24 protein-coding genes are annotated in these 20,563 nt (G+C 68.6%); 6 read left to right on the forward strand and 18 right to left on the reverse strand.

What is annotated here, in order from left to right:
* The 12 genes from Q7W02_26665 to alaC all read right to left on the reverse strand — a co-directional run.
* Positions 1-182: hypothetical protein (locus Q7W02_26665; protein ID MDO8479714.1), on the reverse strand; the 182-nt coding region annotated here is incomplete at its 3' end.
* Positions 183-244: 62 nt separating this feature from the next.
* On the reverse strand, positions 245-751 hold the full coding sequence (locus Q7W02_26670; GenBank protein ID MDO8479715.1) for a zinc-binding dehydrogenase: 507 nt from the start codon (positions 749-751) through the stop codon (positions 245-247).
* Positions 667-1,299: an alcohol dehydrogenase catalytic domain-containing protein gene (locus Q7W02_26675; protein MDO8479716.1), complete on the reverse strand. Its 633-nt coding sequence runs from the start codon at positions 1,297-1,299 to the stop codon at positions 667-669. The genes Q7W02_26670 and Q7W02_26675 overlap by 85 nt, the downstream gene beginning before the upstream one ends.
* 72 nt (positions 1,300-1,371) lie before the next feature.
* Complete coding sequence (locus Q7W02_26680) at positions 1,372-2,601, reverse strand: aspartate kinase (GenBank protein ID MDO8479717.1); 1,230 nt, start codon at positions 2,599-2,601, stop codon at positions 1,372-1,374.
* A gap of 172 nt (positions 2,602-2,773) precedes the next feature.
* Positions 2,774-3,466, reverse strand: a complete 693-nt coding sequence (locus Q7W02_26685; protein ID MDO8479718.1) for a DUF3106 domain-containing protein — start codon at positions 3,464-3,466, stop codon at positions 2,774-2,776.
* Between the two features lies 1 nt (position 3,467).
* A complete protein-coding gene (locus tag Q7W02_26690; GenBank protein MDO8479719.1) occupies positions 3,468-3,788 on the reverse strand; it encodes a hypothetical protein in 321 nt (106 codons plus the stop codon).
* 9 nt (positions 3,789-3,797) lie between these two features.
* Positions 3,798-4,232, reverse strand: coding sequence for a hypothetical protein (locus tag Q7W02_26695; protein MDO8479720.1), 435 nt, complete (start codon positions 4,230-4,232; stop codon positions 3,798-3,800).
* Positions 4,229-4,813: a sigma-70 family RNA polymerase sigma factor gene (locus tag Q7W02_26700; protein ID MDO8479721.1), complete on the reverse strand. Its 585-nt coding sequence runs from the start codon at positions 4,811-4,813 to the stop codon at positions 4,229-4,231. Before Q7W02_26700 ends, Q7W02_26695 begins: the two co-directional genes overlap by 4 nt.
* Positions 4,814-5,104: 291 nt before the next feature.
* The gene (locus Q7W02_26705; protein ID MDO8479722.1) at positions 5,105-6,103 is read right to left on the reverse strand and encodes a lysylphosphatidylglycerol synthase transmembrane domain-containing protein; all 999 of its coding nucleotides are present in this window, start codon (positions 6,101-6,103) and stop codon (positions 5,105-5,107) included.
* Between the two features lie 6 nt (positions 6,104-6,109).
* A complete protein-coding gene (gene thrC / locus Q7W02_26710; GenBank protein ID MDO8479723.1) occupies positions 6,110-7,168 on the reverse strand; it encodes a threonine synthase in 1,059 nt (352 codons plus the stop codon).
* Positions 7,165-8,466 (reverse strand): homoserine dehydrogenase, encoded by a 1,302-nt coding sequence (locus tag Q7W02_26715; protein ID MDO8479724.1) that lies wholly within the window; start codon positions 8,464-8,466, stop codon positions 7,165-7,167. Before Q7W02_26715 ends, thrC begins: the two co-directional genes overlap by 4 nt.
* 40 nt (positions 8,467-8,506) lie before the next feature.
* Positions 8,507-9,679 (reverse strand): alanine transaminase, encoded by a 1,173-nt coding sequence (gene alaC, locus Q7W02_26720; GenBank protein MDO8479725.1) that lies wholly within the window; start codon positions 9,677-9,679, stop codon positions 8,507-8,509.
* A 285-nt stretch (positions 9,680-9,964) separates the two neighbouring features.
* Between alaC and Q7W02_26725 the strand changes: the two genes are divergently transcribed.
* The 4 genes from Q7W02_26725 to Q7W02_26740 are packed head-to-tail and all read left to right on the forward strand — an operon-like array spanning position 9,965 to position 12,179.
* Complete coding sequence (locus tag Q7W02_26725) at positions 9,965-10,435, forward strand: polymer-forming cytoskeletal protein (protein ID MDO8479726.1); 471 nt, start codon at positions 9,965-9,967, stop codon at positions 10,433-10,435.
* A 30-nt stretch (positions 10,436-10,465) separates the two neighbouring features.
* On the forward strand, positions 10,466-10,876 hold the full coding sequence (locus Q7W02_26730; protein MDO8479727.1) for a polymer-forming cytoskeletal protein: 411 nt from the start codon (positions 10,466-10,468) through the stop codon (positions 10,874-10,876).
* Positions 10,877-10,881: 5 nt separating this feature from the next.
* Positions 10,882-11,769, forward strand: coding sequence for a M23 family metallopeptidase (locus Q7W02_26735; protein ID MDO8479728.1), 888 nt, complete (start codon positions 10,882-10,884; stop codon positions 11,767-11,769).
* The gene (locus tag Q7W02_26740) at positions 11,766-12,179 is read left to right on the forward strand and encodes a hypothetical protein (protein ID MDO8479729.1); all 414 of its coding nucleotides are present in this window, start codon (positions 11,766-11,768) and stop codon (positions 12,177-12,179) included. The genes Q7W02_26735 and Q7W02_26740 overlap by 4 nt, the downstream gene beginning before the upstream one ends.
* Positions 12,180-12,399: 220 nt before the next feature.
* On the opposite strand, the gene Q7W02_26745 is transcribed toward Q7W02_26740, so the two are convergent.
* From Q7W02_26745 to Q7W02_26770, 6 genes are all read right to left on the reverse strand, one after another.
* Positions 12,400-13,179, reverse strand: a complete 780-nt coding sequence (locus Q7W02_26745) for an alpha/beta fold hydrolase (protein MDO8479730.1) — start codon at positions 13,177-13,179, stop codon at positions 12,400-12,402.
* 33 nt (positions 13,180-13,212) lie between these two features.
* Positions 13,213-14,109, reverse strand: a complete 897-nt coding sequence (locus Q7W02_26750; GenBank protein MDO8479731.1) for a dihydrodipicolinate synthase family protein — start codon at positions 14,107-14,109, stop codon at positions 13,213-13,215.
* A 268-nt stretch (positions 14,110-14,377) separates the two neighbouring features.
* Positions 14,378-15,352, reverse strand: coding sequence for a dipeptide ABC transporter ATP-binding protein (locus Q7W02_26755; protein ID MDO8479732.1), 975 nt, complete (start codon positions 15,350-15,352; stop codon positions 14,378-14,380).
* 9 nt (positions 15,353-15,361) lie between these two features.
* The gene (locus Q7W02_26760) at positions 15,362-16,339 is read right to left on the reverse strand and encodes an ABC transporter ATP-binding protein (GenBank protein MDO8479733.1); all 978 of its coding nucleotides are present in this window, start codon (positions 16,337-16,339) and stop codon (positions 15,362-15,364) included.
* Between the two features lie 16 nt (positions 16,340-16,355).
* A complete protein-coding gene (gene ltaE / locus Q7W02_26765) occupies positions 16,356-17,393 on the reverse strand; it encodes a low-specificity L-threonine aldolase (GenBank protein MDO8479734.1) in 1,038 nt (345 codons plus the stop codon).
* A gap of 2 nt (positions 17,394-17,395) precedes the next feature.
* A complete protein-coding gene (locus Q7W02_26770) occupies positions 17,396-18,187 on the reverse strand; it encodes an outer membrane protein assembly factor BamD (GenBank protein MDO8479735.1) in 792 nt (263 codons plus the stop codon).
* A gap of 126 nt (positions 18,188-18,313) precedes the next feature.
* Here Q7W02_26770 and Q7W02_26775 point away from each other — a divergent pair, with 126 nt between their 5' ends.
* Together Q7W02_26775 and Q7W02_26780 are read left to right on the forward strand one after the other, a co-directional pair.
* The gene (locus Q7W02_26775) at positions 18,314-19,549 is read left to right on the forward strand and encodes a [Fe-S]-binding protein (protein ID MDO8479736.1); all 1,236 of its coding nucleotides are present in this window, start codon (positions 18,314-18,316) and stop codon (positions 19,547-19,549) included.
* A gap of 28 nt (positions 19,550-19,577) precedes the next feature.
* The gene (locus tag Q7W02_26780; protein MDO8479737.1) at positions 19,578-20,558 is read left to right on the forward strand and encodes a TAXI family TRAP transporter solute-binding subunit; all 981 of its coding nucleotides are present in this window, start codon (positions 19,578-19,580) and stop codon (positions 20,556-20,558) included.
* Positions 20,559-20,563 lie beyond the last annotated feature (5 nt).

Below are 20,563 nucleotides of genomic sequence, written 5' to 3' on the forward strand. Positions count from 1 at the left end.
CGCGGCGCCGCGCGGGCGCGGGGCGCGGGCGGGATGGGCGGCGGCGGGTCCTCGCGATCGAAGCGCTCCAGCCGCTCGGCCGCGTCGGGGAAGCCCGCGCGCCACTCGCGCGCGCCCAGGCCAGCGAGAAACACGGTGGCCAGCACGAGCAGGAGCTTCAGCTGCGGGCGCGAGTAGCTCATCTCGCGCCCAGCCTGCCACGTCCCCCCGCGCGCTTCTAGAGTGGCAGATCAGATACACCGCGCTACGGCGTCAGCGCCGCGCGCGTGATGCTCGTCGTCTCCTTGTTGTGCCACTCCGAGGCGGCGAAGGCCTCGTTGATCTTCTCGAGCGGGTACTTGTGCGAGAGGATCCGGTCCCACGGCCAGCGCGTCTTGGTGCGCACGAGGAAATCGAGCGCGCGCGGGATCACCCACGGGTCGTACTGGATCACGCCCACGATTTTCTTGGAGCCCCAGACGAGCAGGGAGGGCTCGAGCTCGATCGTGGCGCCGCGGCTGATCGTGCCGATCTCGAGGTAGGTGCCGCCCGAGCGCAGCATCTCGATGCCCTCGGGGATGACCGCCGGGAAGCCGACGAAGTCGCAGGCGACATCCGCGCCCACGCCGCCCGTCCACTGGCGGACGAGCTTCACGCGCTCCTTGCGGTCGGGCACGTCCTTGAAGTTCAGCGCGTGATCGGCGCCGAAGGCCTTCGCCAGCTCGAGGCGGCCGGGGATCTGGTCCACCACGATGACCGACGCGGCGCCCATGTCCTTGGCGACGGCCGCAGCATGGACACCGAGAGACCTCCCGCGCCCTGGATGACCACGCTGTCGCCCAGGCGCACGCCCGCCACGTGGAGACCGTAGATCACCTGGGAGAGCACGCAATTGACGCCCGCCACCGCCTCGTCGGGGAGCGCGTCGGGAACCGTGAAGATGGCGCCGCCGGGGCGGAGGTGGTAGTGGTCCGCGAAGGCGCCGTGCAGATGCGGGAAGGCGCCGGGCCCGAGCGGCCGCTCGATCTTGTTCGGGCAGGCGGCCGGTTCCTTGTTGAGGCAGGCGTAGCAGCGGCCGCACGGGTAGAAGTACGTATAGGCGACCCGGTCGCCCTCCTTGAGCGGGCGGCCGAGCGAGTCCGTCTTGACCTTCGACCCGAGCTTCGCCACGCGGCCCGTCATCTCGTGGCCGAAGATCCAGCCGTCGTCGGGGAGGCGGAGCGCCGCGTCCCCGCGCCAGAAGTGGAGATCCGAGCCGCAGACGTTGGCGTGGGTGACGCGGATCAGGACGCCCTCGGGCTCCACCTCGGGGATGGGCACCTCGCGGATCTCGAAGGGCTTGCCCGGCCGAAGAAGACCGCGGCTTTGGCGGTGGCCGGCACGGACGGCCTCCTAGGCCGCGGGTTCTTTTCCGAGCTCGAAGGCGTCGTGGAGCGCGCGCACCGCGAGCTCGGTGTACTTGTCCTCGATGACGCAGGAGATGGCGATCTCGGACGTCGAGATCATCTGGATGTTGATGTTCTCCTTCGACAGCGTCGAGAACACGCGCGCGGCGACACCCGAGTGGCTGCGCATGCCGACGCCGACGATGGAAACCTTGGCGATGCGGTCGTCGGCGGTCACGCCGCCGGCGCCGATCTCCTTGGCGACGGCTTCCAGCACGGTCTCCGCCCGCTGGCGGTCGTCGCGGGGCAGGGTGAACGAGATGTCCGTGGAGCCGTCGCGCCCGACGTTCTGGACGATCATGTCCACGACGATGTTCTGCTTGGCGAGCCCTCCGAAGACCTGGCTGGCGATGCCCGGGCGGTCGGGCACGCGCAGGATGGAGAGCTTCGCCTGACCCCGGTCGTGTGTGATGCCCGTGACCACCACGTCTTCCATGCTGTGATCCTCCCTGGTCACGAGCGTGCCCGGGTCCGGCTTGAAGCTGGAGCGGACGTGCACCGGGACGGCGAACTTCTTGGCGAACTCGACGGAGCGGGCCTGGAGCACCTTGGCGCCGAGGGCGGCCATCTCGAGCATCTCGTCGTAGGAGACGCGCGCGAGCTTGCGCGCCTCCGGCACGACGTTGGGATCGGCGGTGTAGACGCCGTCGACGTCGGTGAAGATCTCGCAGACGTCGGCCTTGAGCGCCGCCGCCAGCGCGACGCTCGTGAGATCCGAGCCGCCGCGCCCGAGCGTCGTGATGTCCCCCGATTCGGTCATGCCCTGGAAGCCCGCCACGACGACGATCTTGCCGGCGTCGAGGGCGGCGTGGATGCGCTCGGCCGTGATGCGCCGGATACGCGCCCGCGTGTGGACGCCGTCGGTGACCATGCCGACCTGCGGTCCAGTGAAGGAGCAGGCGGGGCGGCCCATCGCCTGGAGCGCCATGGCGAGGAGACCGATCGTGACCTGCTCGCCCGTGGCCAGGACCATGTCGATCTCCCGCGGGTCGGGGGCGGGCGTGATGGCGTCCACCAGGGCGACCAGCGCGTCGGTCGTTTTGCCCATGGCGGAGACCACCACGACCATCCGGTGGCCTTTCGCCGCGGATTCGGCCACGCGGCGGGCGACGCTCTTGATCTTCTCGGGGTCGGCGACGGACGAGCCGCCGTATTTTTGGACGATCAGCTGGCCCATGAGGGGGTCATGCTACACGACCCCGTCATCGAGTGTAAAGCCGCTGGGGGTGTAAAGCCGCTGGGGGTGTAAAGCCGCTGGGGGGTGTAAAGCCGCTGGGGGGTGTAAAGCCGCTGGGGGGTGTAAAGCCGCCAGGCCAATTGGCTTCGCCATGCTTTGGGCCGAGCCGTTGCTATCGAGGCAGGTGGCGGCTGCGCGGACCTCCGGGCCCTACGTGACCGCCGGGCCGCCCATCGCCTCCCGGACGGTCCTCGCCGTCCGGACGCGGTTGGCCGGGGCCCGGCTGGCGCTGACGGTACTGCTCGCGGGCCTGTTGGCGCTGCTCGGGTGTCATCTGGCGCCAGCGTTCCGCATTCCGCTCAATGGGCTGGCGCTGCTCGGGCGGCATCTGGCGCCAGCGCTCCGCATTCCGCTCAATGCGCTGACGCTGCTCGGGCGGCAGCCTCTGGAAGCGCTCGTGCGCCGCCTCGAGCTGGCGCCTCCGGTCCTCCGGCAGCGATTGCCAGCGGCGGAAGTCCTCCGTGACGCGAGCCCGGTCCGCCGGCGACATGTTGCGCAGCCGCTGCTGATTCTGCCGGGCGGTCTGTCGCTCCTCAGGCGAAAGGCTCTGCCAGTGGCGGTAGTTCTCTATCGCTCCCTGCCGCTGCTCGGGCGTCATCTCCTTCCACTTCTGGAGATTGCGCTCAGCCTGCGCGCGCTCTTCGGGCGACAGGCGCTCGAGCCCGCGGACGGGAGAATTGCCGGGCTGGGCCGGCGCTGTCGAGGGAGGTGAAGCGGGCGCCTGAGCCCGAGCGACCGTCGGGACGGCCAGACAGGCCGCCAGCGCCAGGGCAGGAAGCCAACCGTACGAGCGATCCGTCAGCATGTCACCTCACCGCCCTTTTGGCCGGCTCGGCAGGGGTCGTGGCCCCCGCCCGAGCCGGCCGGTTGCTCGTCATCCGATCCAACAGGCGCATACGCTCGAAAAAGCTCAGGCGCTTCGCGATCTCGCGGTCGCGAGCGTAATTCGGGTTGTTCAGGACCTCGAGGTCGCGGAGCATCTCGGCGTCGATTTCGTCACTCTTGGCCTGTGGGGTCCGTGGTGCCGCCGGCGCTTCGGCGGCGCGCGCGGCCGCAGGCACCAGGCTCAGCAGCGCCGCAAGAGACAGCCTGGCCAGGTCGCGACGCCCGGAGCGATCGAGGGGCATGGGTGCCGATCATCCCTCGCCGCGCGTCGGCAAGCTGTCGAGCCGCTCGATGACATCGAAGTCCTCGAGGAGGTCGAGCTTCTGGACCACGTCGAGGTGGGCGATCACGTCGAGGCGGCTCGCCAGGATGGCGTTCTCCATCACGGCCGGGTCATTCGGGATCTGGCCGTGGCCCGGCAGGCCGATATAGACCAGCACCGCGACGAAACTCGCCGCCACGGCCATCTGGAACGGGCGGAGCGGCCAGCTCCACCCGGCCCAGCCGCGGCTCCCGCCACGCTCGAGCTTCTCGCGCAGCTCGGCGCGGTAGGCGCCCCAGTGCACGGGCGGCGGCTCGGGCGCAGTGCGCCTGAGCTCCGCGATCACATCCTTGAACTCGTCTTCTGGGAACTCGTCTTCCGGGAACTCGTCTTCCGGGAACTCATCTTCCGGCAGCCTACTCATCCCTCGTCTCCCACGCGGCGCTTGAGCGCCGAGTACGCGCGGTGCAGGTGCACCCGCACCGTCGCCTCCGACAACTGCAGTACCGCGGCGATCTCCTTGGTGGACAGCTCCTCGCGGCATTGGAGCAGCACCGCCGCCCTCTGCTGCGGCGAAAGCTCGTCCACGGCCTCCCACACGCGGCTCATGCGGTGATCCGTGACCATGGCGTCCGTCGGGTCGGTGAAGGGAGCCGCGAGGCGCTCCACGGGGTCGCCCGCATCGCGCCCCTCGTCCCTGCCGCCCCAGCCGACCAGCCGCCGCCAGCCGCGCCGCTTCCGTTGGTGATCGAGACAGCAGTTGACCAGGATCCGGTAGAACCAGGTCGAGAACTTGGCCTGACCGGCGAAGGATCCGGCCGACTCGTGGAGCCGGATGAAGGCTTCCTGTGAGCAGTCCTTGGCATCCTCCCCGTCCCGTACCACGGACCACGCGATGCGGTACGCCCGCTCCTGGTAACGCTCGACCAGCAGGTCAAAGGCTCCCCCGTCCCGTTGGGCGATTCGCCGGCATAGGTCTTCATCGGACGGCTCGAGCGTCTCCACTACAGGCGATCTTCGCATACGCTCGCCGAGCCGGCCAAACCCCCAGAATACCGCGCGCGTCGGGGCGTTTGCCCGACCCTGCCGCTGGTTCTCCACCCATGGCCATCTCCCGGTTCCCGAGCCCACCCGAGAACGCTCCTGTCAATTTGACGCAGCCGGGGACCATTGCGTTTACACCGGAAGCCACCGGGAGTGCTTGGACTCCCCGTTGTCCCGCCCAGGTTTCAACCCCGATGGAGATTCATCACCTAGGACGGCTGGCGGGAGGGCAGCGTTTACGGCGGGGAAGGACTAGTCTTGACGCACGTTTACGGACAGCCCTGCGCCCCGGCCGGCCTCGGCGAGGCTCACGTGCTCTACGACCAGGAGCAGGAGGCCCCAGACCGTAACGGGCACGAACTGCGAGGCGTGTAGCAGGAGCGAGAAGCCGAGGGCATCCGCTTTCCCAACGCCGAAAAAGGACAGCGCCAGGACGGTTGCCGCCTGGATGACGCCGATGAAGCCCGGGCTGGACGGCAGGCTCACGCCGAGGCCGATGAAGGCGATGACACAGAGGGCGGCTGTCATCGGCAGCTCCAGGCTCGCCGCCCGAAAGCCGGTCCACACGGACAGCACGATGACCACCCAGATCACGACCGACCAGACGGCGGTCGGCAGCAGCTGGCTGGGCCGCCGCATCCCCTGGAGCCCGTCGCTCATGGTGTCGTAGACGACGACCAGGCGGCGCTCGATGCCCGGCCAGCGGTAGGTGAGCGAGTGGATCAGGATGCGGCAGGGCAGGGGCGCCGCCGCGATCGCGACCAAGACGACCATCATCGCCAAGACCAGTCCAAGGAAGACCTCCGACGCCCAGGCCACCTCGCGCGGCGTCGGGATCTGGAAGAAGACGAAGGACAGCACGATGCCGACCGCCAGCCCGTCGAGCGCGCGCTCCACGACCAGCGTCGTCACCGTCGTCCAGAAGCGCTGGCCCCGCCGCGCTACGACGTAGACGCGCAGGACCTCGCCGGCTCTCAACGGCAGCAGGTTGTTGCCCATGTAACCGATCATCACGGCGTTGAAAAGGTGGGTCGGCCTGGCTTTCTGGGGGAAGAGGTAGCGCCAGCGCACGGCGCGGGCCCAGAGGGAGGCCAGGTTCAGCGCGATGCTGACCGTGAGCCAGCCCCACCGCGTGTCGGCGAGGCGCGCAGTGACGGCGCGCAGATCCACGTTCCAGAAGAGCCAGACCAGGAGGGCCGCGCTGATCGCGATCCCGAGGAGGATCTTGACCAGCCGCCCGGCGGAGGGCACGAGCGGCTAGAGCCCGAGCTGGGCGAGGACGGCGTCGAGCCGCGCGGGAACGCTCACAGGCCGGGTCGCGGACTCGAGCGCCGTGTCCGGGTCCTTGAGCCCATGCCCCGTGAGCGTAAGCACGATCGTGGAGCCGGGTTCGAAGCGCCCGGCCTTGACCATCTTGGCCAGGCCGGCCACCGTCGCGCACGAGGCGGGCTCCATGAAGATGCCTTCTTCGCGGGCCAGCAGGCGATACCCGCGGATGATTTCCTCGTCGGTGACGGCGTCGATCCATCCCTGCGAGTCCTGGAGCGCTTCCTTGGCGAGCCCCCAGGAAGCGGGGTTGCCGATGCGGATGGCGGTGGCGAGCGTCTTGGGCTCGAGGATGACCCGGTTTTCCACGATGGGCGCGGCGCCCGCGGCCTGGAAGCCGACCATCTTCGGCAACTCCTTGGCGATGCCCGCCCGGTGGTACTCCCGGTAGCCCCGCCAGTAGGCCGAGATGTTGCCCGCGTTGCCCACGGGGATCAGGTGGTAGTCGGGCGCGCGCCCGAGCTGGTCCACGACCTCGAACGCGCCCGTCTTCTGCCCCTCGAGGCGGAAGGGATTCAGGCTGTTGACGAGCGTGACCGGGTGGCGCTCGGCTATCTGGGTGACGATCGACAGCGCCTGGTCGAAGTTGCCGTCCATCACGAGCACCGTCGCGCCGTGGATGGCGGCCTGCGAGAGCTTGCCGATGGCGACCGCGCCCTTGGGCACCATGACGAAGGCGCGAATGCCGGCCCGCGCCGCGTAGGCCGCGGCCGAGGCCGAGGTGTTGCCGGTCGAGGCGCAGATGACCGCCCGCGAGCCGGATTCCACGGCCTTGGAGATGGCCACGGTCATCCCGCGGTCCTTGAAGGAGCCCGTCGGGTTGAAGCCCTCGCACTTGAGGAAGATCCGCAGGCTCGGGTCGGTGGCTTCCGCGAGCCGCGGGGCGGGGATGAGCGGCGTGTTGCCTTCGTGGAGCGTGACCACCGGGGTGCTCGGCGACACCGGCAGGAACTGCCGGTAGCGCTCGATGACACCGGGCCACGCGTTCATGCCGGCTCCACGCGGATCATGGTGGTGCGCGCCGCCACCACCGGCAGCTTGTCGATGGCCTGGAGCGCCGCGCGCATGTCCCGCTCCCGCGCCTCGTGGGTCATCATCACCACCGGCACCGCCTCGCCGTGGGCGCGCTCCTTCTGGAGCACCGAGACGAGCGAGATGTCGTGCTGCCCCAGGATGCCGGCGACCTGCGCGAGGACACCGGGCCGGTCCATCGCCATGACGCGCAGATAGTAGGACGACCGGATGTCCTCCATCCGCCGGAGCGGCAGCGGCCGCTCGCTGATCGAGGGCAGGTCGCCCTCCATGGCCGGGATGCCGTGGGCGACGCGCCGGGCGATCTCGAGCGTGTCCGACCAGACCGCCGACGCGGTGGGCAGCTGCCCCGCGCCCCGGCCGTAGAACATCAGGTTGCCGACATTGTCGCCGGTGATGAAGACGGCGTTGAAGACGCCCGACACCGCGGCCATCGGCGACCCGGCCGGGATCATGGTCGGGTGCACGCGGGCCTCGAGCGCGCCGTCGGCGGCTTTGGCGATGGCCAGGAGCTTGATCCGATAGCCGAGCTCGGCCGCGTTTAGGACGTCCTGCTGGGTGATCGCCGTGATGCCTTCCGTGTGGATGTCTTTGAGGTCCACGGCGGTGCGGAACGCGATCGTCGCCAGGATCTGGAGCTTGTGGGCCGAGTCCATGCCCTCGAGGTCGAGCGTGGGGTCGGACTCGGCGTAGCCGTGCGCCTGCGCCTCCTTGAGAACGACCGAGAAGTCGAGCCCCTCGTCGGCCATCTTCGAAAGGATGTAGTTGCAGGTGCCGTTGACGATGCCGAAGGCCGACAGCACGCGGTTCGCCGTCAGCCCGTCCTTGACGGCGCGGATGAGCGGGACACCCCCCGCCACGGCCGCCTCGAAGCCCAGCATGACGCGGTTGCGGCGCGCCGCCTCGAAGATCTCGGGGCCGTGGTGGGCCAGCAGCGCCTTGTTGGCGGTGACCACGTGCTTGCCCGCGTTGAGGGCCTTGAGGATGAAGGTGCGCGCCGGCTCGAGCCCGCCCACGAGCTCGATGACGACTTGGACCGCGGGGTCGTCGAGCACCCGCCCGGCGTCCGGGACGAGCGGGAGGCGCTTGAGATCGAGGCCTTCTCTCGGCCGCGTGGTGTCGGCGTCCGCGATGGCGTGCAAGGTCAGCCGGCACCCGGCGCGCTCCTGCATCTCGGCGCCGTGGGTCTGGAAGACTTTGACGACGCCGCTGCCGACCGTGCCGAGGCCGAGGAGGCCGATCTTGATCTCGTTCATGAGGGAGCCGTGAGCCGAGGCCCGCTGCGCGCCGGCGCCGTCAGCGGGCCGAGAGGGTCTTAAGGCCGCGGAGGGCCTGCTTGATGCGCTGCTCGTTTTCGACGAGGGCGAAACGGACATAGCCCTCTCCGTACTCGCCGAAGCCGATGCCCGGGGAGACCGCCACCTTGCACTCCTGGATGAGCATCTTGGAGAACTCGAGCGAGCCCATGGACCGGAACGACTCCGGGATGGGCGCCCAGACGAACATGGTCGCTTGCGGCTTCGGCACAGACCAGCCGAGCTTGTTGAGCCCGTCCACCAGGACGTCGCGGCGCTTGCGGTGGACCTCGACGATGTCCGCCACGCACTTCTGGTCTCCCTCGAGGGCGATGATGGCGGCGATCTGGATGGGCTGGAAGGCGCCGTAGTCGAGATACGACTTGATCCTGGCCAGCGCCTGGACCATGCGCGGGTTCCCGCACACGAAGCCCATCCGCCACCCCGGCATGTTGTACGACTTCGACAGCGAGAAGATCTCGACCCCGACCTCTTTGGCTCCCGGGACCTCGAGGAAGGAGGGGGGTCTGTAGCCGTCGAAGGCGAAGTCGGCGTAGGCGAAGTCGTGGACGACCATGAGCTCGTGCTCCTTGGCGAAGTCCACCACCCTGGCGAAGAAGTCGCGGTCCACGCACATCGTGGTCGGATTATGCGGGAAGGAGAGGATGAGGAGCTTGGCCTTGGGCCAGGACAGGCGCGCGGCCTCCTGCAGGCGCGCAACGAAGTCCTCGCCCGGCACCAGCGGCACGGAGCGCAGGTCCCCGTCGGCGATCACCACCGAGTACGAGTGGATGGGGTAGGTCGGGTTCGGCACCAGCACCCCGTCGCCCGGCTGGAGGACGGCGAGCGCGAGGTGGGCCATGCCCTCCTTGGCCCCTATCGTGGCGATGGCCTCGGTCTCGGGGTCGATCTCCACTCCGTAATGGTCCCGGTACCAGGTGGTGATGGCCTTCCGGAGCCGTGTGATGCCGCGGGAAGCCGAGTAGCGGTGATTCTTGGGGTTCTGGGCCGCCTCGATCAGCTTGTCAACGATGTGCTTGGGCGTGCCCAGGTCGGGGTTGCCCATGCCGAGATCGATGATGTCCTGCCCCTTCGCCCGAGCCTTGGTCTTGAGGTCGTTGACGATGGCGAAGACGTAGGGCGGAAGGCGCTTTATCCGGTAGAAGTCGTCCATGGCGGGTGTCGGAATGGCCAAATGATACTTCCGAGGCTCGCGGAGTGTCAAGAAACGGCCTGCTGGCGAGCACATAGCTCGCATTTGGCGCGTCGGGAAATCCGGGGTTGACACCCCCAAAGAGCGCGTGCTACAACCCCCGTGACCCGGCAGGGCCGGGAGCGTCTAACATCCTTCCCGTCGCGCCCGATCGAGAACGTGTTCCGCCTCTCCGAGTCTGGCCGCCGAGGCCACCGGGGGGACAGGGCCGGGCAGCGGCAGCCGCAGCACGTTGAGGAGGCAGTGATGCTTGGACGGAACAGCAGCAAGCCGCAGACGACGACGTCGTTGTCCCAGGAGATCGCGGCCGGTCCCAAGGCCAACACCGGGCCGCTGCTGACCATCGTCGGCGCCTCGGCGAAGCTCGAGGGCAAGTTCGAGATCACCGACTCGATCCAGATCGAGTGCGAGGTGGGTGGCGAGCTGTCGGTGGGCGGGAAGCTGGTCATCGGCGAGAAGGGAGTCGTCAACGCCAACGTCCTCACCGTGGATGCCGTCATCATGGGCGTCTACGAGGGCAACATGGTCGCCACGGGCAACGTCGAGATCGCCGAGACGGGCCGAGTCACCGGGAACATCGAGACGGACTCGCTCGTGATCTCCAAGGGCGGCTTCTTCAACGGCAACGTCGTCAAGAGCAAGGGCGACGACGCCGCGATGGGGCCGCGGCCCGTCCATTTGGTGGATGGGGCTCGCGCTGTCACGACGCAGCGGTAAGGGGGCGGATTCCCCCCACGGGGGCCGACCATGTTCAAGCGCAGGCGAAAGCCGGCGGGCAGCAACGGTCTCACGGCCTTCATCGACGAGGGCTCGGAGATCGAGGGGCGGTACACGTTCAGTGGGACGGTCATGCTGAACGGGCGGTTCAAGGGTGAAATCTCGACCACCGACACGCTGATCATCGGCGACAAGGGGGTCATCAACGGTGACATCCGCGCCGGGCAGGTGCTGGTGAGCGGCGAGGTGGTGGGCAATATTCTGGGGACAGAGCGCGTGGAGCTCAAGCGCACCGCCCGCGTCTTCGGTGACGTCGAGGCGCCGGTGGTGGTCGTGGAGGAGGGCGTGCTGTTCGAGGGCCACTGCCGCATGACGAAGACCAATCCCAACGCCGAGACCGTGCCGACGCGGGACTTCTCGGTCGTGCCGATCAAGCGCTGAGGGTTATGCCGGCGCGGCGCGAGTTCAACCTCCTGGTGGTCCACGGCGACGGGCGACGCATCGCCCGGCTGACCCTTCCGAGGTGGCTGATTCTGACGGTCTTGGCCCTCGTCCTGGCCGTACCCGCCTCCGTCACCGTCATCTACAAGGACTACCTCACGCTGCGCAGCCAGCGCGCGTCGTTGAACGAGCTCAGTGCGCGCGTCGTGGTGCAGCAGGAGGTGATCGACGCCTCGCAGACGAAGATGCGGCAGATCCGCGCCGAGATCGACGGCTGGCGCGAGCTGCACGCCAAGATCTGGGAGCCCTTCGGTCCCGAGGACGGCGCCAGCAAGCGAAGCGCCGGCATCGGGGGCGGCACGGGCCCGTCGCGCGCCGCCGAGACTCCCGAGCGCGCCGCCATCGGCGACGAGCTCGAGCGCCTGACGGGCATCGTCAAGGAAGAGGGGGACAACCTCCGCGCCCTCGAGCGCTTCCTCGGCCGCGCCACACGCGTGCTGGCGGCGCTGCCGTCACGGTGGCCCGTGCGCGGCCCCGTCAACTCGGGTTTTGGCGGCCGCACCTCGCCCTGGTCGGCCAAGTCGGAGTTCCACAGCGGGCTCGACATCGGCGCTCCGATCGGCGCGCTGGTTAAGTCGCCGGCGCCCGGCACCGTGGTCTTCGCGGGCGTGAATGCCGAATACGGCCAGACGCTGATCATCGAGCACGGCAACGAGACGAAGTCGCTCTACGGCCACCTCTCCAAGCTCAGCGTCGCCGTGAACCAGAAGGTGCAGCGCGGAGATGTTATCGCGATGACCGGCAATACCGGGCGCTCCTCGGGCCCGCACCTGCACTACGAGATCCAGGTCAAGGGCCAGTCGGTCAACCCCACCAGCTACCTCTGGGAGTGATCCGGCCCAGGTTCGTCCTTCTGGGGGCGCTGCTCGCCCTCGCGGCCGCGGGCCCGGCCGCCGCACAGGCGCTCGACCCCTCCTCGCAGGACGCGCTCAACAAGACGCTCCAGATCCTCCTCGATCCCAACGCGCGCGCGGGCGAGCTCGCGAAGAATTCCCAGGGGACCGCGGTAGACCAGCAGGTGCGCGCGCTCGCGGGCTCGGACGCGCTGACGCAGGAGTTCTACGCGGTGGCCGGCCAGGTCCTGACGGAGCTCGCCCAGAGCACCGGCGGCGACCCGCAGAACATGCTCCAGGCCGTCGAGCGCGCCAAGACCGACCCCGCCGGCTTCGCCGCCATGCTGAGCCCCGCGACACAACAGCGGCTTCGCGACCTGTCCGTCAAGCTCTCCGACCGAAAGCGCTGAGCCGGGAGGCGGCTCAAAAAGGTCCAGATGCGAGGCGGCGCCCCGCTGTTCGAGTTGAGCGACGGCCTGTGCCGTCGCGAGACGAGGGCTGGGTTGATTCCGCACGCGAGGCGTCCGACTGTCTCAGCCCTCGCCTCGGGGCTCCGCCCCTCAGCTCGAACGGCCACGAGCGTGCGGCCGAGGGCGTCAACGAAGCAGATGGGCCTTTTTCAGCCGCCGATCAGGAGCTGTGGTTGCGGAGGAAGTTCAGGCAGATCTCGTTGAACGCGGCGGCCTGCTCGATGAAGTGCATGTGGCCCGCGTCCGGGATCTTGGCGAGCTCTGAGCCCGGGATCAGGGCGTGGAGGTCTTCCGACGCCGACGGGGGCACGAGGATGTCCTCCGTGCCCGTCGTGATCAGGGTCGGCACGCGAAGGGAGGCCAGCCGGTCGCGCGTGTCGTGGGCGCGGATGGCCTCACCCTGGCGGCTGAGCCCGGTGAGACTCGTGGAGAAGGGGTACTCGAGGGCCCGCAGGATCCACGTCTCCACGAAGTCGGGCCGCTCGACGAACGTCTTCCGGCTCAGCAGCCAGGGCAGGGAGAAGTGGGCGAACTCTTCCGCGTCGCCGCGGGCCTTCACGCGCAGGAAGTTGTCGATGACGAGCCGGCCGTAGCGGTCCACGCCGGAAGTGGTGCAATGGAGCTGGAGCGAGAGGACGCGCTCGGGGTGCCGGAGCGCCAGCTCCTGGGCGATCATCCCGCCCATCGACGCGCCGCAGATGTGCGCGTTTCGCACGCCGAGCTGGTCCATCAGGCCCACCACGTCGTCGGCCATTCCCGGGATCGTGTAGCGCGCATCCGGGGCGTCGCTCTGTCCGGCGCCGCGGTTGTCGAGTGCGATCACGTCGAACTCGGCGGCGAGCGCGGGCACCTGGAAGGCCCAGGCGGTGTGATCGCCGCCCCAGCCCATAAGGAGGACGAGCGACGGCGGGCGTGTCGGCCCGACGCGCTGGTAGAAGATCCCGACGTCACCGACCTGGAGCTTTGGGATGGCTCAGGCTCCGACGGCGCGGAGGATCTCGCCGAGCTCGTCCAGTGTGCCCGCGTCCAGGGCCGGCGCCGGCGGGCGGACGCGCGCCGCGTCGATCCAGCCGCGGCGGCGGAGGATCTCCTTCCTGATGCCGACGGCCGTGCCGGGCGTCGAGCCCGGCTGGCTCTCGTAGCGGATGAGCGGCAGCCAGCGGTAGAAGAGAGCCCGGGCCTCGTCGCGGCGGCCGGCGACGAAGTGATCGCGGATTGCCTTGAGCGCCTCCGGGTAGGGGAAGCCGGTCATGGCGCCGTCGGCCCCGCGCGATAGCTCCTCGAAGAAGTAGACGCCCCCGAGCCCCCCGAATATCGCCACGCGCCGCGAGAGCAGCTCGCGCAGCCGCGTGATCTTGGGCAAGGTCGGCGCCTCCTCGAGCTTGACCGCCTCGATCGCGGGGATTTCTTCGCACAGGCGGGCCATGAAAGCCGCTGGCATCGTCACCTGGGTCGTGACGGGCTCGTCCTGGAGCACGAGCGGGACTGCGGCCGCGTCCGCCACCGTCCGGTAGTACTCGGCCACCGCGTCGAGGTTCTTGAGGCCCGCCGGCGGGGCGACCATGAGCCCGTCGGCCCCGTGCTCCTGGGCCATGCGGGTGAAGGACGTCGCGAGATGCGTGCCCGAGGCGGAGACGCCCACCACGACCGGCACGCGGCCGCGCACCTCCTTGACGACGCCCTCGACCACGCGCCGCCGCTCCTCATCGGTGAGGCGGTGGGCCTCGCCGGCGATACCGAGCAGGGTGACGCCGGTGATGCCCGTGGCGAGGGCGGCTTCGACGAGACGCGGCAGTCCTCTAGCGTCGAGCTCGCCGCCGTCCGTGAACGGCGTCGCCATGATATGGAAGACGCCCGACCACTCGATCATCGGGAGGCCAGACTCCTCATTGTCGACAGTTGGCAGGCGGCTCAAAAAGGTCCAGATGCGAGGCGGCACCCCGCTGTTCGAGTTGAGCGACGGCCTGTGCCGTCGCGAGACGAGGGCTGGGTTGATTCCGCACGCGAGGCGTACGAACCAACATCTCAGCCCTCGCCTCGGGGCTCCGCCCCTCAGCTCGAACGGCCACGAGCGTGCGGCCGAGGGCGCCCCAACAGTCTTTGCTAAATGGCGCAGATGGGCCTTTTTCAGCCGCCTGTTACGCGCGGACCTGGCACGCGACCCAGTGACCGGGCGAGATCTGCTTCAGCACCTGCTCGTGCTCGGAGCAGGCCGGCACACGGACGGGGCAGCGCGTGTGGAAGCGGCAGCCGGAAGGAGGATTGATCGGGCTCGGTACGTCGCCTTCGAGCAGGATGCGCTTGCGCTTGACCGCCGGATCGGGGATCGGCACCGCGGAGAGGAGCGCCTCGGTGTAGGGGTGCTTCGGGTTGTTGTACAGCTCCTTGGCCGGCGCGATCTCGACGATCTTGCCGAGGTACATGACGGCCACGCGCGTCGAGATGTGCTCGACCACGGAGAGGTCATGGGCGATGAAGAGGTACGTCAGGTTGAACTGCTTTTGGAGATCCTCGAGCAGGTTGATGACCTGCGCCTGGATCGACACGTCGAGCGCCGAGACCGGCTCGTCCGCGACGATGAGCTTGGGGCTGACGGCCAGGGCCCGGGCGATGCCGATGCGTTGGCGCTGGCCGCCCGAGAACTCGTGCGGGTAGCGGCGCAGGTGGTCGGAGCTCAAACCGACCGTCTCGAGGAGGTGGATGACGCGCTCCTCCCGCTCCTTACGCGTCTTGGCGAGCTTGTGGATCACGATCGCCTCGCCGACGATCGACCCCACCGTCATGCGCGGATTGAGCGAGGCGTACGGGTCCTGGAAGATGATCTGCATGTCGCGCCGCAGATGGCGGAGCGACCGCTTGTCGAGCGCCGTGACGTTCTGTCCCTCGAAGGTGACCTCGCCCGACGTGGGCTCGATCAGGCGCAGGATGCAGCGCCCCGTCGTGGACTTGCCGCAGCCGGACTCGCCCACGAGGCCCAGCGTCTCGCCCTTCTGGATCGTGAACGAGATGTCGTCCACGGCGTGGACGCGCGCGACCTCGCGGGAGAAGAGCCCGCCGCGGATCGGGAAGTACTTCTTGAGGTTCTTGACCTCGAGGAGCGGAGTCTCAGCCATGGGTTCCCTCTAGTAAAGCCAGCAGGCGACCTTGTGCCCGGGCTTCACTTCCTTGATGACGGGATCCTTCTCGGTGCACACCGACTTCACGAAGGGGCAGCGCGGCGCGAAGCGGCAGCCCGGGGCGATCTCACCTCGGAGCGTGGGCACCGTCCCCGGAATCGTCTCCAGCCGGCGCCGCTCCGTCGCGGCCAGGTCGATCCGCGGGATGGAGCGGAGCAGCCCCTGCGTGTAGGGGTGCAGCGGCTCCTTGAAGAGGTCCGCGACCGAGGCCTCCTCGGCCACCTTGGCCGCGTACATGACCACGACGCGCTGGGCGGTCTCGGCGATGACGCCCATGTCGTGGGTGATCAGCATGACCGCCATCTTGAGCTTGCTCTTGAGCTCGTTCAGTAGCTCGAGGATTTGAGCCTGGATCGTGACGTCCAGCGCCGTCGTGGGCTCGTCGGCGATGAGGAGCTTGGGGTTGCACGAGAGCGCCATGGCGATCATGATGCGCTGGCGCATGCCGCCCGAGAGCTGGTGCGGGTATTCCTTCACGCGGCGCTCGGCGTTGGGGATGTGCACGAGCTTCAGCATCTCGACCGTCTTGTCCATGGCCGCCCGCCTGCCCAGCCCCTCGTGGAGCCTCAAGGCCTCGGCGATCTGCTCGCCGCAGGTGAACACGGGATTGAGGGACGTCATGGGCTCCTGGAAGATCATCGAGATTTCTTTGCCGCGGATCTTCCGCATCTGGCGGGCGGGCAGGTCCACGAGGTTCGTGCCGTTGTAGAGGATCTCGCCCTCGATGATCTTGCCCGGGGGCGACGGGATCAGCTTCATGATGCTGAGCGCGGTCACGGACTTTCCGCAGCCGGACTCGCCCACGACCCCGAGGGTCTCTCCCTTCTCGATGTACAGGTCCACGCCGTCCACGGCGCGGACGATGCCCTCGTCGGTGAAGAAGTACGTCTTGAGGTTCTTGACGTCCAGCAGGCGCTCGGCCATATCGTGTGGGCTCCCGTTACCAGGGCTTCGTGATCTCGCGGAACGCGTCGAGGGCGCGGTCGATGTCCTCCCGGTCCACGTCCTTGTGGGTCACGCATCGGATGGCGCCGGGCCCGATCTGGTGGATCTTGACCTTGCGGGCCAGGCAGCCGGCGGCGAGCTCGGCCGACCCGCCCTCTCGGTCCACCTGGAAGATGACGATGTTGGTCTGAACCTTGCCGGGGTCGAGCCGCACCCGCGGCATCCGGGCGAGGCCGCCTGCCAGCGCTCTCGCGTTGGCGTGGTCCTCAGCGAGCCGGTCCACCATGCTCTCGAGCGCGACTAATCCGGCCGCGGCGAGCACGCCCACCTGGCGCATCCCGCCGCCCAGCATCTTCCTCACACGGCGCGCGCGCGTCACGAACTCGCGCGAGCCGCAGACGAGAGAGCCGACCGGCGCCGCCAGGCCCTTGGACAGGCAGAAGGTGATCGAGTCGACGGGCCGCGCGAAGTCGGCGACCGGCCGGCCGAGCGCCACCGCGGCGTTGAAGATGCGCGCGCCGTCGAGATGCACCGGGACACCGTGGGCACGCGCCGCCGCCGCGACGTCGGCGATCTCCTCGGGCGTGCAGCAGGTGCCGCCGTGACGGTTGTGCGTGTTCTCGAGGCAGACGAGCCCGGTCGCCGGGATATGGATGTTGCTCGGCCGCACGCTGTCGCGGACCTGGACGGCGGTGAGGAAGCCTCGCTCGGTCGCGATCGGCAGGGTCTGCACGCCGCCGAACACTGCGGCGCTCGCTCCCTCGTAGTTGAAGATGTGCGAAGCGCGGTCGAGGACGATCTCCTGGCCGTGGCGCGTCTGCGCGAGCACGGAGACCAGGTTGCCCTGGGTGCCGGAAGAGACGAAGAGCGCCGCCTCCTTGCCGGTGAGGCGAGCGGCCATCTCCTCGAGGCGCTGGACGGTCGGGTCCTCCTCCCACACGTCGTCGCCGACCTCGGCGCGCGCCATGGCCTCGCGCATGGCCGGCGTCGGCAGCGTCAGCGTGTCGGAGCGGAGATCCACGATGTCGTGCATGGCTAGTTCGAGGCCGCCGTCCGCAGCCGCTGGCTCGCCCGGCGTCCCCACTCGGTGTAGCCGTACTCGTCGGCCAGCTTCCTGAACATCTGCTGCGCCTCCTCGGTCCGGCCCTCGCGCGCGTTGATGTCGGCCAGCCGGTAGAGCGCCTCCGGGACGATCAGGCTGCGCGGATAGTCCTTGAGGACGCCCTCGAGCCGCTGGCGCGCGGCGACGGGGTTGTTCTCGTTCTCGAGGTAGTACGCCGCCACCCAGAGCTCCTTCTGGGCGATGCGGCCGCGGCAGATGTCGATCTTGGCCAGGGCATCGGAGGCGTAGCGGCTGTCGGGGTACTCGCGCACCAGCTTCCTGAACTGCTCCATCGCCCTGACCGTCAGGCCCTGGTCCTGCTCGACGGGCTTCATCTGGTCGTAGTAGCTCATCGCCAGGCGGAACTGGACGAGGTCGGAGATCTCGTGGCGCGGGTAGAACGACATGAAGCTCTCGAACTCCTTGATCGCCTTGTCGAACGTGCCCTCGCGAAAGTAGGTTTCGCCGATGAGGAAGCGCGCCCGCGCAGCGTAGTTCGACTGCGGATGGCGCTCGACGATCTTCTGGAAATTGGCCCGCGCCGCCACGTAGTTTTTCTTGTTCATCTCCTGCTCGCCCGCCTGGTAGAGGTCGCCGGCGGGCAGGAGCGCCTGGGGCTTCTGGCGGAACATGTCCTCGATCGTCGCGCAGCCGCCCAGGCCCACCGCGAGGGCGAGCGCGCAGGGCACCGCGGCACGGCGGATCGATCCAGAAATGCGCGTCAAGAGGGGGTTCTGTGCCAAGAGATTCAGTCCAATTGGGCCCCAGTTTTACGGGCAGAGTCCGCCAAAGTCAAGGACGTTGACAGGGTCCGGGGCCGCCGGTATCATCCCGCCATGCCGCTGCCCAGGATGTACAGGGTGAGGCAGTCCTTCCACCGCCAGCGCTTGGCCGACATCCCCGCCGGGGTGCGGACTGCCATGGCCGAGGCCCGGCTGCCCGTCAAGCGCGGAGACACCGTGGCTGTCGGTGCCGGCAGCCGCGGCATCGCCAACATCGCGGTCATCGTCCGGGCCGTGGTGGACCATCTGAAGGGGCTCGGCGCGAAGCCTTTCGTCTTCCCCGCCATGGGCAGCCACGGCGGCGCCACGGCGGAGGGGCAGCTCGAGATCCTGGCGCACTACGGCATCACGGAGGCGACCATGGGCTGCCCGCTCAGGGCCAGCATGGACGTCGTCCAGGCCGGCCTGGCCCTCGGCCTGCCCGTCTGGTGCGACAGGATCGCCTCCGAGGCCGATTGGATCGGCGTCGTCAACCGCGTCAAGCCGCACACGGACTTCAAGGGCTCAATCGAGTCGGGGCTCTTCAAGATGATGACGATCGGGCTCGGCAAGTACCACGGCGCGACCCAGTACCATCGGGCCAACGTCAACCACGGCTACGAGACGGTCATCACCGCCGTGGGGCGCGAAATGCTCGCCAAGGCGCGGATCGGTTTCGGTCTGGGCATCGTCGAGAACGGCTACGACGAGACGGCCAAGGTCGAGGCCTTCAACGCCGAAGACCTCGAGGCGGGCGAGCGGCGCCTGCTCAAGGAAGCCCGCGAGTGGATGGCGCGGCTGCCGTTCTCGCCGATCGACGTGCTCGTGGTGGAGGAGATCGGCAAGAATATCTCCGGCGCCGGTATGGACACCAACATCATCGGGCGCCCGTCGAACCCCCACGAGCCTTTCCCGAACGACCCGAAGATCCTCTGGATCGTCGCGCTCGATCTGACGGAAGACAGCGGCGGCAACGCCACCGGCATCGGCAACGCGGACTTCACCACGCGGCGGCTGGCGGACAAGATCGACTGGAAGAAGACCGCCATCAACTGCCTGACGGCCTGCGCCCCCAACGGCGCCAAGCTCCCGCTCACGTTCGACTCGGACCTCCAAGCCGTGGACAGCGCGCTCAACTGCATCGGCCTGACCAAGCCCGAGCAGGCGCGGGTCATTCGGATCAAAAACACGCTCATGATCGGGGAGATCGAGTGCTCCGAGGCCTACCTCCCCGACATCAAGAAGCGCCCCGACCTCGAGGTCGTGGGCGAGGCGGGCCCGCTCGGCTTCGACGCCGCGGGTCGAATCATTCCGCTCGGTCACTGAAAATCAAACCCTTGGGGAGGTCCAGGACATGACACCATTTCTCGCTCGCAGTGTGGTGATGGTAGCGGCGGCGCTCCTCGCGGGCGCCTGCATCGCGGCCCCCGCCGCCGCCCAGCAGAAGGCGAGCCTCGTCTTCTCGGCCGGCCCCACGGGCGGCAGCTGGACCCCGATGGCCGCGGCCACAGCCGACGTGATCAAGAGGAAGTTCCCCGAGCTGGACGTGCAGGTCGAGCCGGGCGCGGCCCTGGTCAACATGGAGAAGATCCGCAACGACAAGGCCGACCTCGGCTGGTCCATGACGACCGTGCTGGCCGACGCGCGGGCAGGCACCAACACCTGGAAGGGCAAGCAGACCGACAAGCCTCTCCTTGTAGCGAACTACTACCCGAACGTCTGGCAGCTCGTGGTGCCCCAGGACTCCGACGTCAGGAAGCTTGCCGATCTCAAGGGCAAGGCCGTGGCGCTGCCCCCGCGGGGTAACACCAGCCTGGCCGAGGGCTGGGAGCTGCTGCTCAAGGTGAGCGGCATGAAGCTCGACGATCTGGGCACGAAGAGCTTCGGGTCCATCTCGGAGAACGTCGAGCTCATCAAGAACCGCCAGGCCGTGGCCATGGGGTGGTACACCGTGGTGCCCGCCAGCTTCGTCCTGGACCTGGGTTCGTCGCGCAAGCTCCGCATGGTGCCGGTGTCCGAGGACGTCATCGCCAAGATGCGCCAGTTGAATTCCGGGTTCGTCCGGCACGTGGTCCCGAAGGGGGTGTACGCGGCCTACGGGATCGACGAGGACGTGGTCACCATCCAGGCCCCCACGATCCTCATCGCCTCGTCCAAGACGCCGGCCGACGTGATCTACAAGGTCACCAAGGCCATCGTCGAAGGGCGGGAGAGCTTCGGCAACGTGGCCGCGGCGATGAAGGGCGTGACGGCCAAGGACATGGCGCAGAACTTCGGTCTGCCCCATCACCCGGGCGCGGAGAAGTATTACAAGGAGGCGGGTCTCCTGAAGTAGTCGCG

The organism is Candidatus Rokuibacteriota bacterium (genome assembly GCA_030647435.1).
Classification (GTDB): Bacteria; Methylomirabilota; Methylomirabilia; order Rokubacteriales; family CSP1-6; genus AR37.

Bases quoted from the DNA above. Each gene is read 5' to 3' on its own strand.
- Q7W02_26670 (MDO8479715.1), bottom strand. From the start codon at position 751: ATGGGCGCCGCGTCGGTCATCGTGGTGGACCAGATCCCCGGCCGCCTC.
- Q7W02_26680 (MDO8479717.1), bottom strand. From the start codon at position 2,601: ATGGGCCAGCTGATCGTCCAAAAATACGGCGGCTCGTCCGTCGCCGAC.
- Q7W02_26685 (MDO8479718.1), bottom strand. From the start codon at position 3,466: ATGCTGACGGATCGCTCGTACGGTTGGCTTCCTGCCCTGGCGCTGGCG.
- Q7W02_26690 (MDO8479719.1), bottom strand. From the start codon at position 3,788: ATGCCCCTCGATCGCTCCGGGCGTCGCGACCTGGCCAGGCTGTCTCTT.
- Q7W02_26695 (MDO8479720.1), bottom strand. From the start codon at position 4,232: ATGAGTAGGCTGCCGGAAGATGAGTTCCCGGAAGACGAGTTCCCGGAA.
- thrC (MDO8479723.1), bottom strand. From the start codon at position 7,168: ATGAACGCGTGGCCCGGTGTCATCGAGCGCTACCGGCAGTTCCTGCCG.
- Q7W02_26715 (MDO8479724.1), bottom strand. From the start codon at position 8,466: ATGAACGAGATCAAGATCGGCCTCCTCGGCCTCGGCACGGTCGGCAGC.
- alaC (MDO8479725.1), bottom strand. From the start codon at position 9,679: ATGGACGACTTCTACCGGATAAAGCGCCTTCCGCCCTACGTCTTCGCC.
- Q7W02_26725 (MDO8479726.1), top strand. From the start codon at position 9,965: ATGCTTGGACGGAACAGCAGCAAGCCGCAGACGACGACGTCGTTGTCC.
- Q7W02_26730 (MDO8479727.1), top strand. From the start codon at position 10,466: ATGTTCAAGCGCAGGCGAAAGCCGGCGGGCAGCAACGGTCTCACGGCC.
- Q7W02_26735 (MDO8479728.1), top strand. From the start codon at position 10,882: ATGCCGGCGCGGCGCGAGTTCAACCTCCTGGTGGTCCACGGCGACGGG.
- Q7W02_26750 (MDO8479731.1), bottom strand. From the start codon at position 14,109: ATGATCGAGTGGTCGGGCGTCTTCCATATCATGGCGACGCCGTTCACG.
- Q7W02_26755 (MDO8479732.1), bottom strand. From the start codon at position 15,352: ATGGCTGAGACTCCGCTCCTCGAGGTCAAGAACCTCAAGAAGTACTTC.
- Q7W02_26760 (MDO8479733.1), bottom strand. From the start codon at position 16,339: ATGGCCGAGCGCCTGCTGGACGTCAAGAACCTCAAGACGTACTTCTTC.
- ltaE (MDO8479734.1), bottom strand. From the start codon at position 17,393: ATGCACGACATCGTGGATCTCCGCTCCGACACGCTGACGCTGCCGACG.
- Q7W02_26775 (MDO8479736.1), top strand. From the start codon at position 18,314: ATGTACAGGGTGAGGCAGTCCTTCCACCGCCAGCGCTTGGCCGACATC.
- Q7W02_26780 (MDO8479737.1), top strand. From the start codon at position 19,578: ATGACACCATTTCTCGCTCGCAGTGTGGTGATGGTAGCGGCGGCGCTC.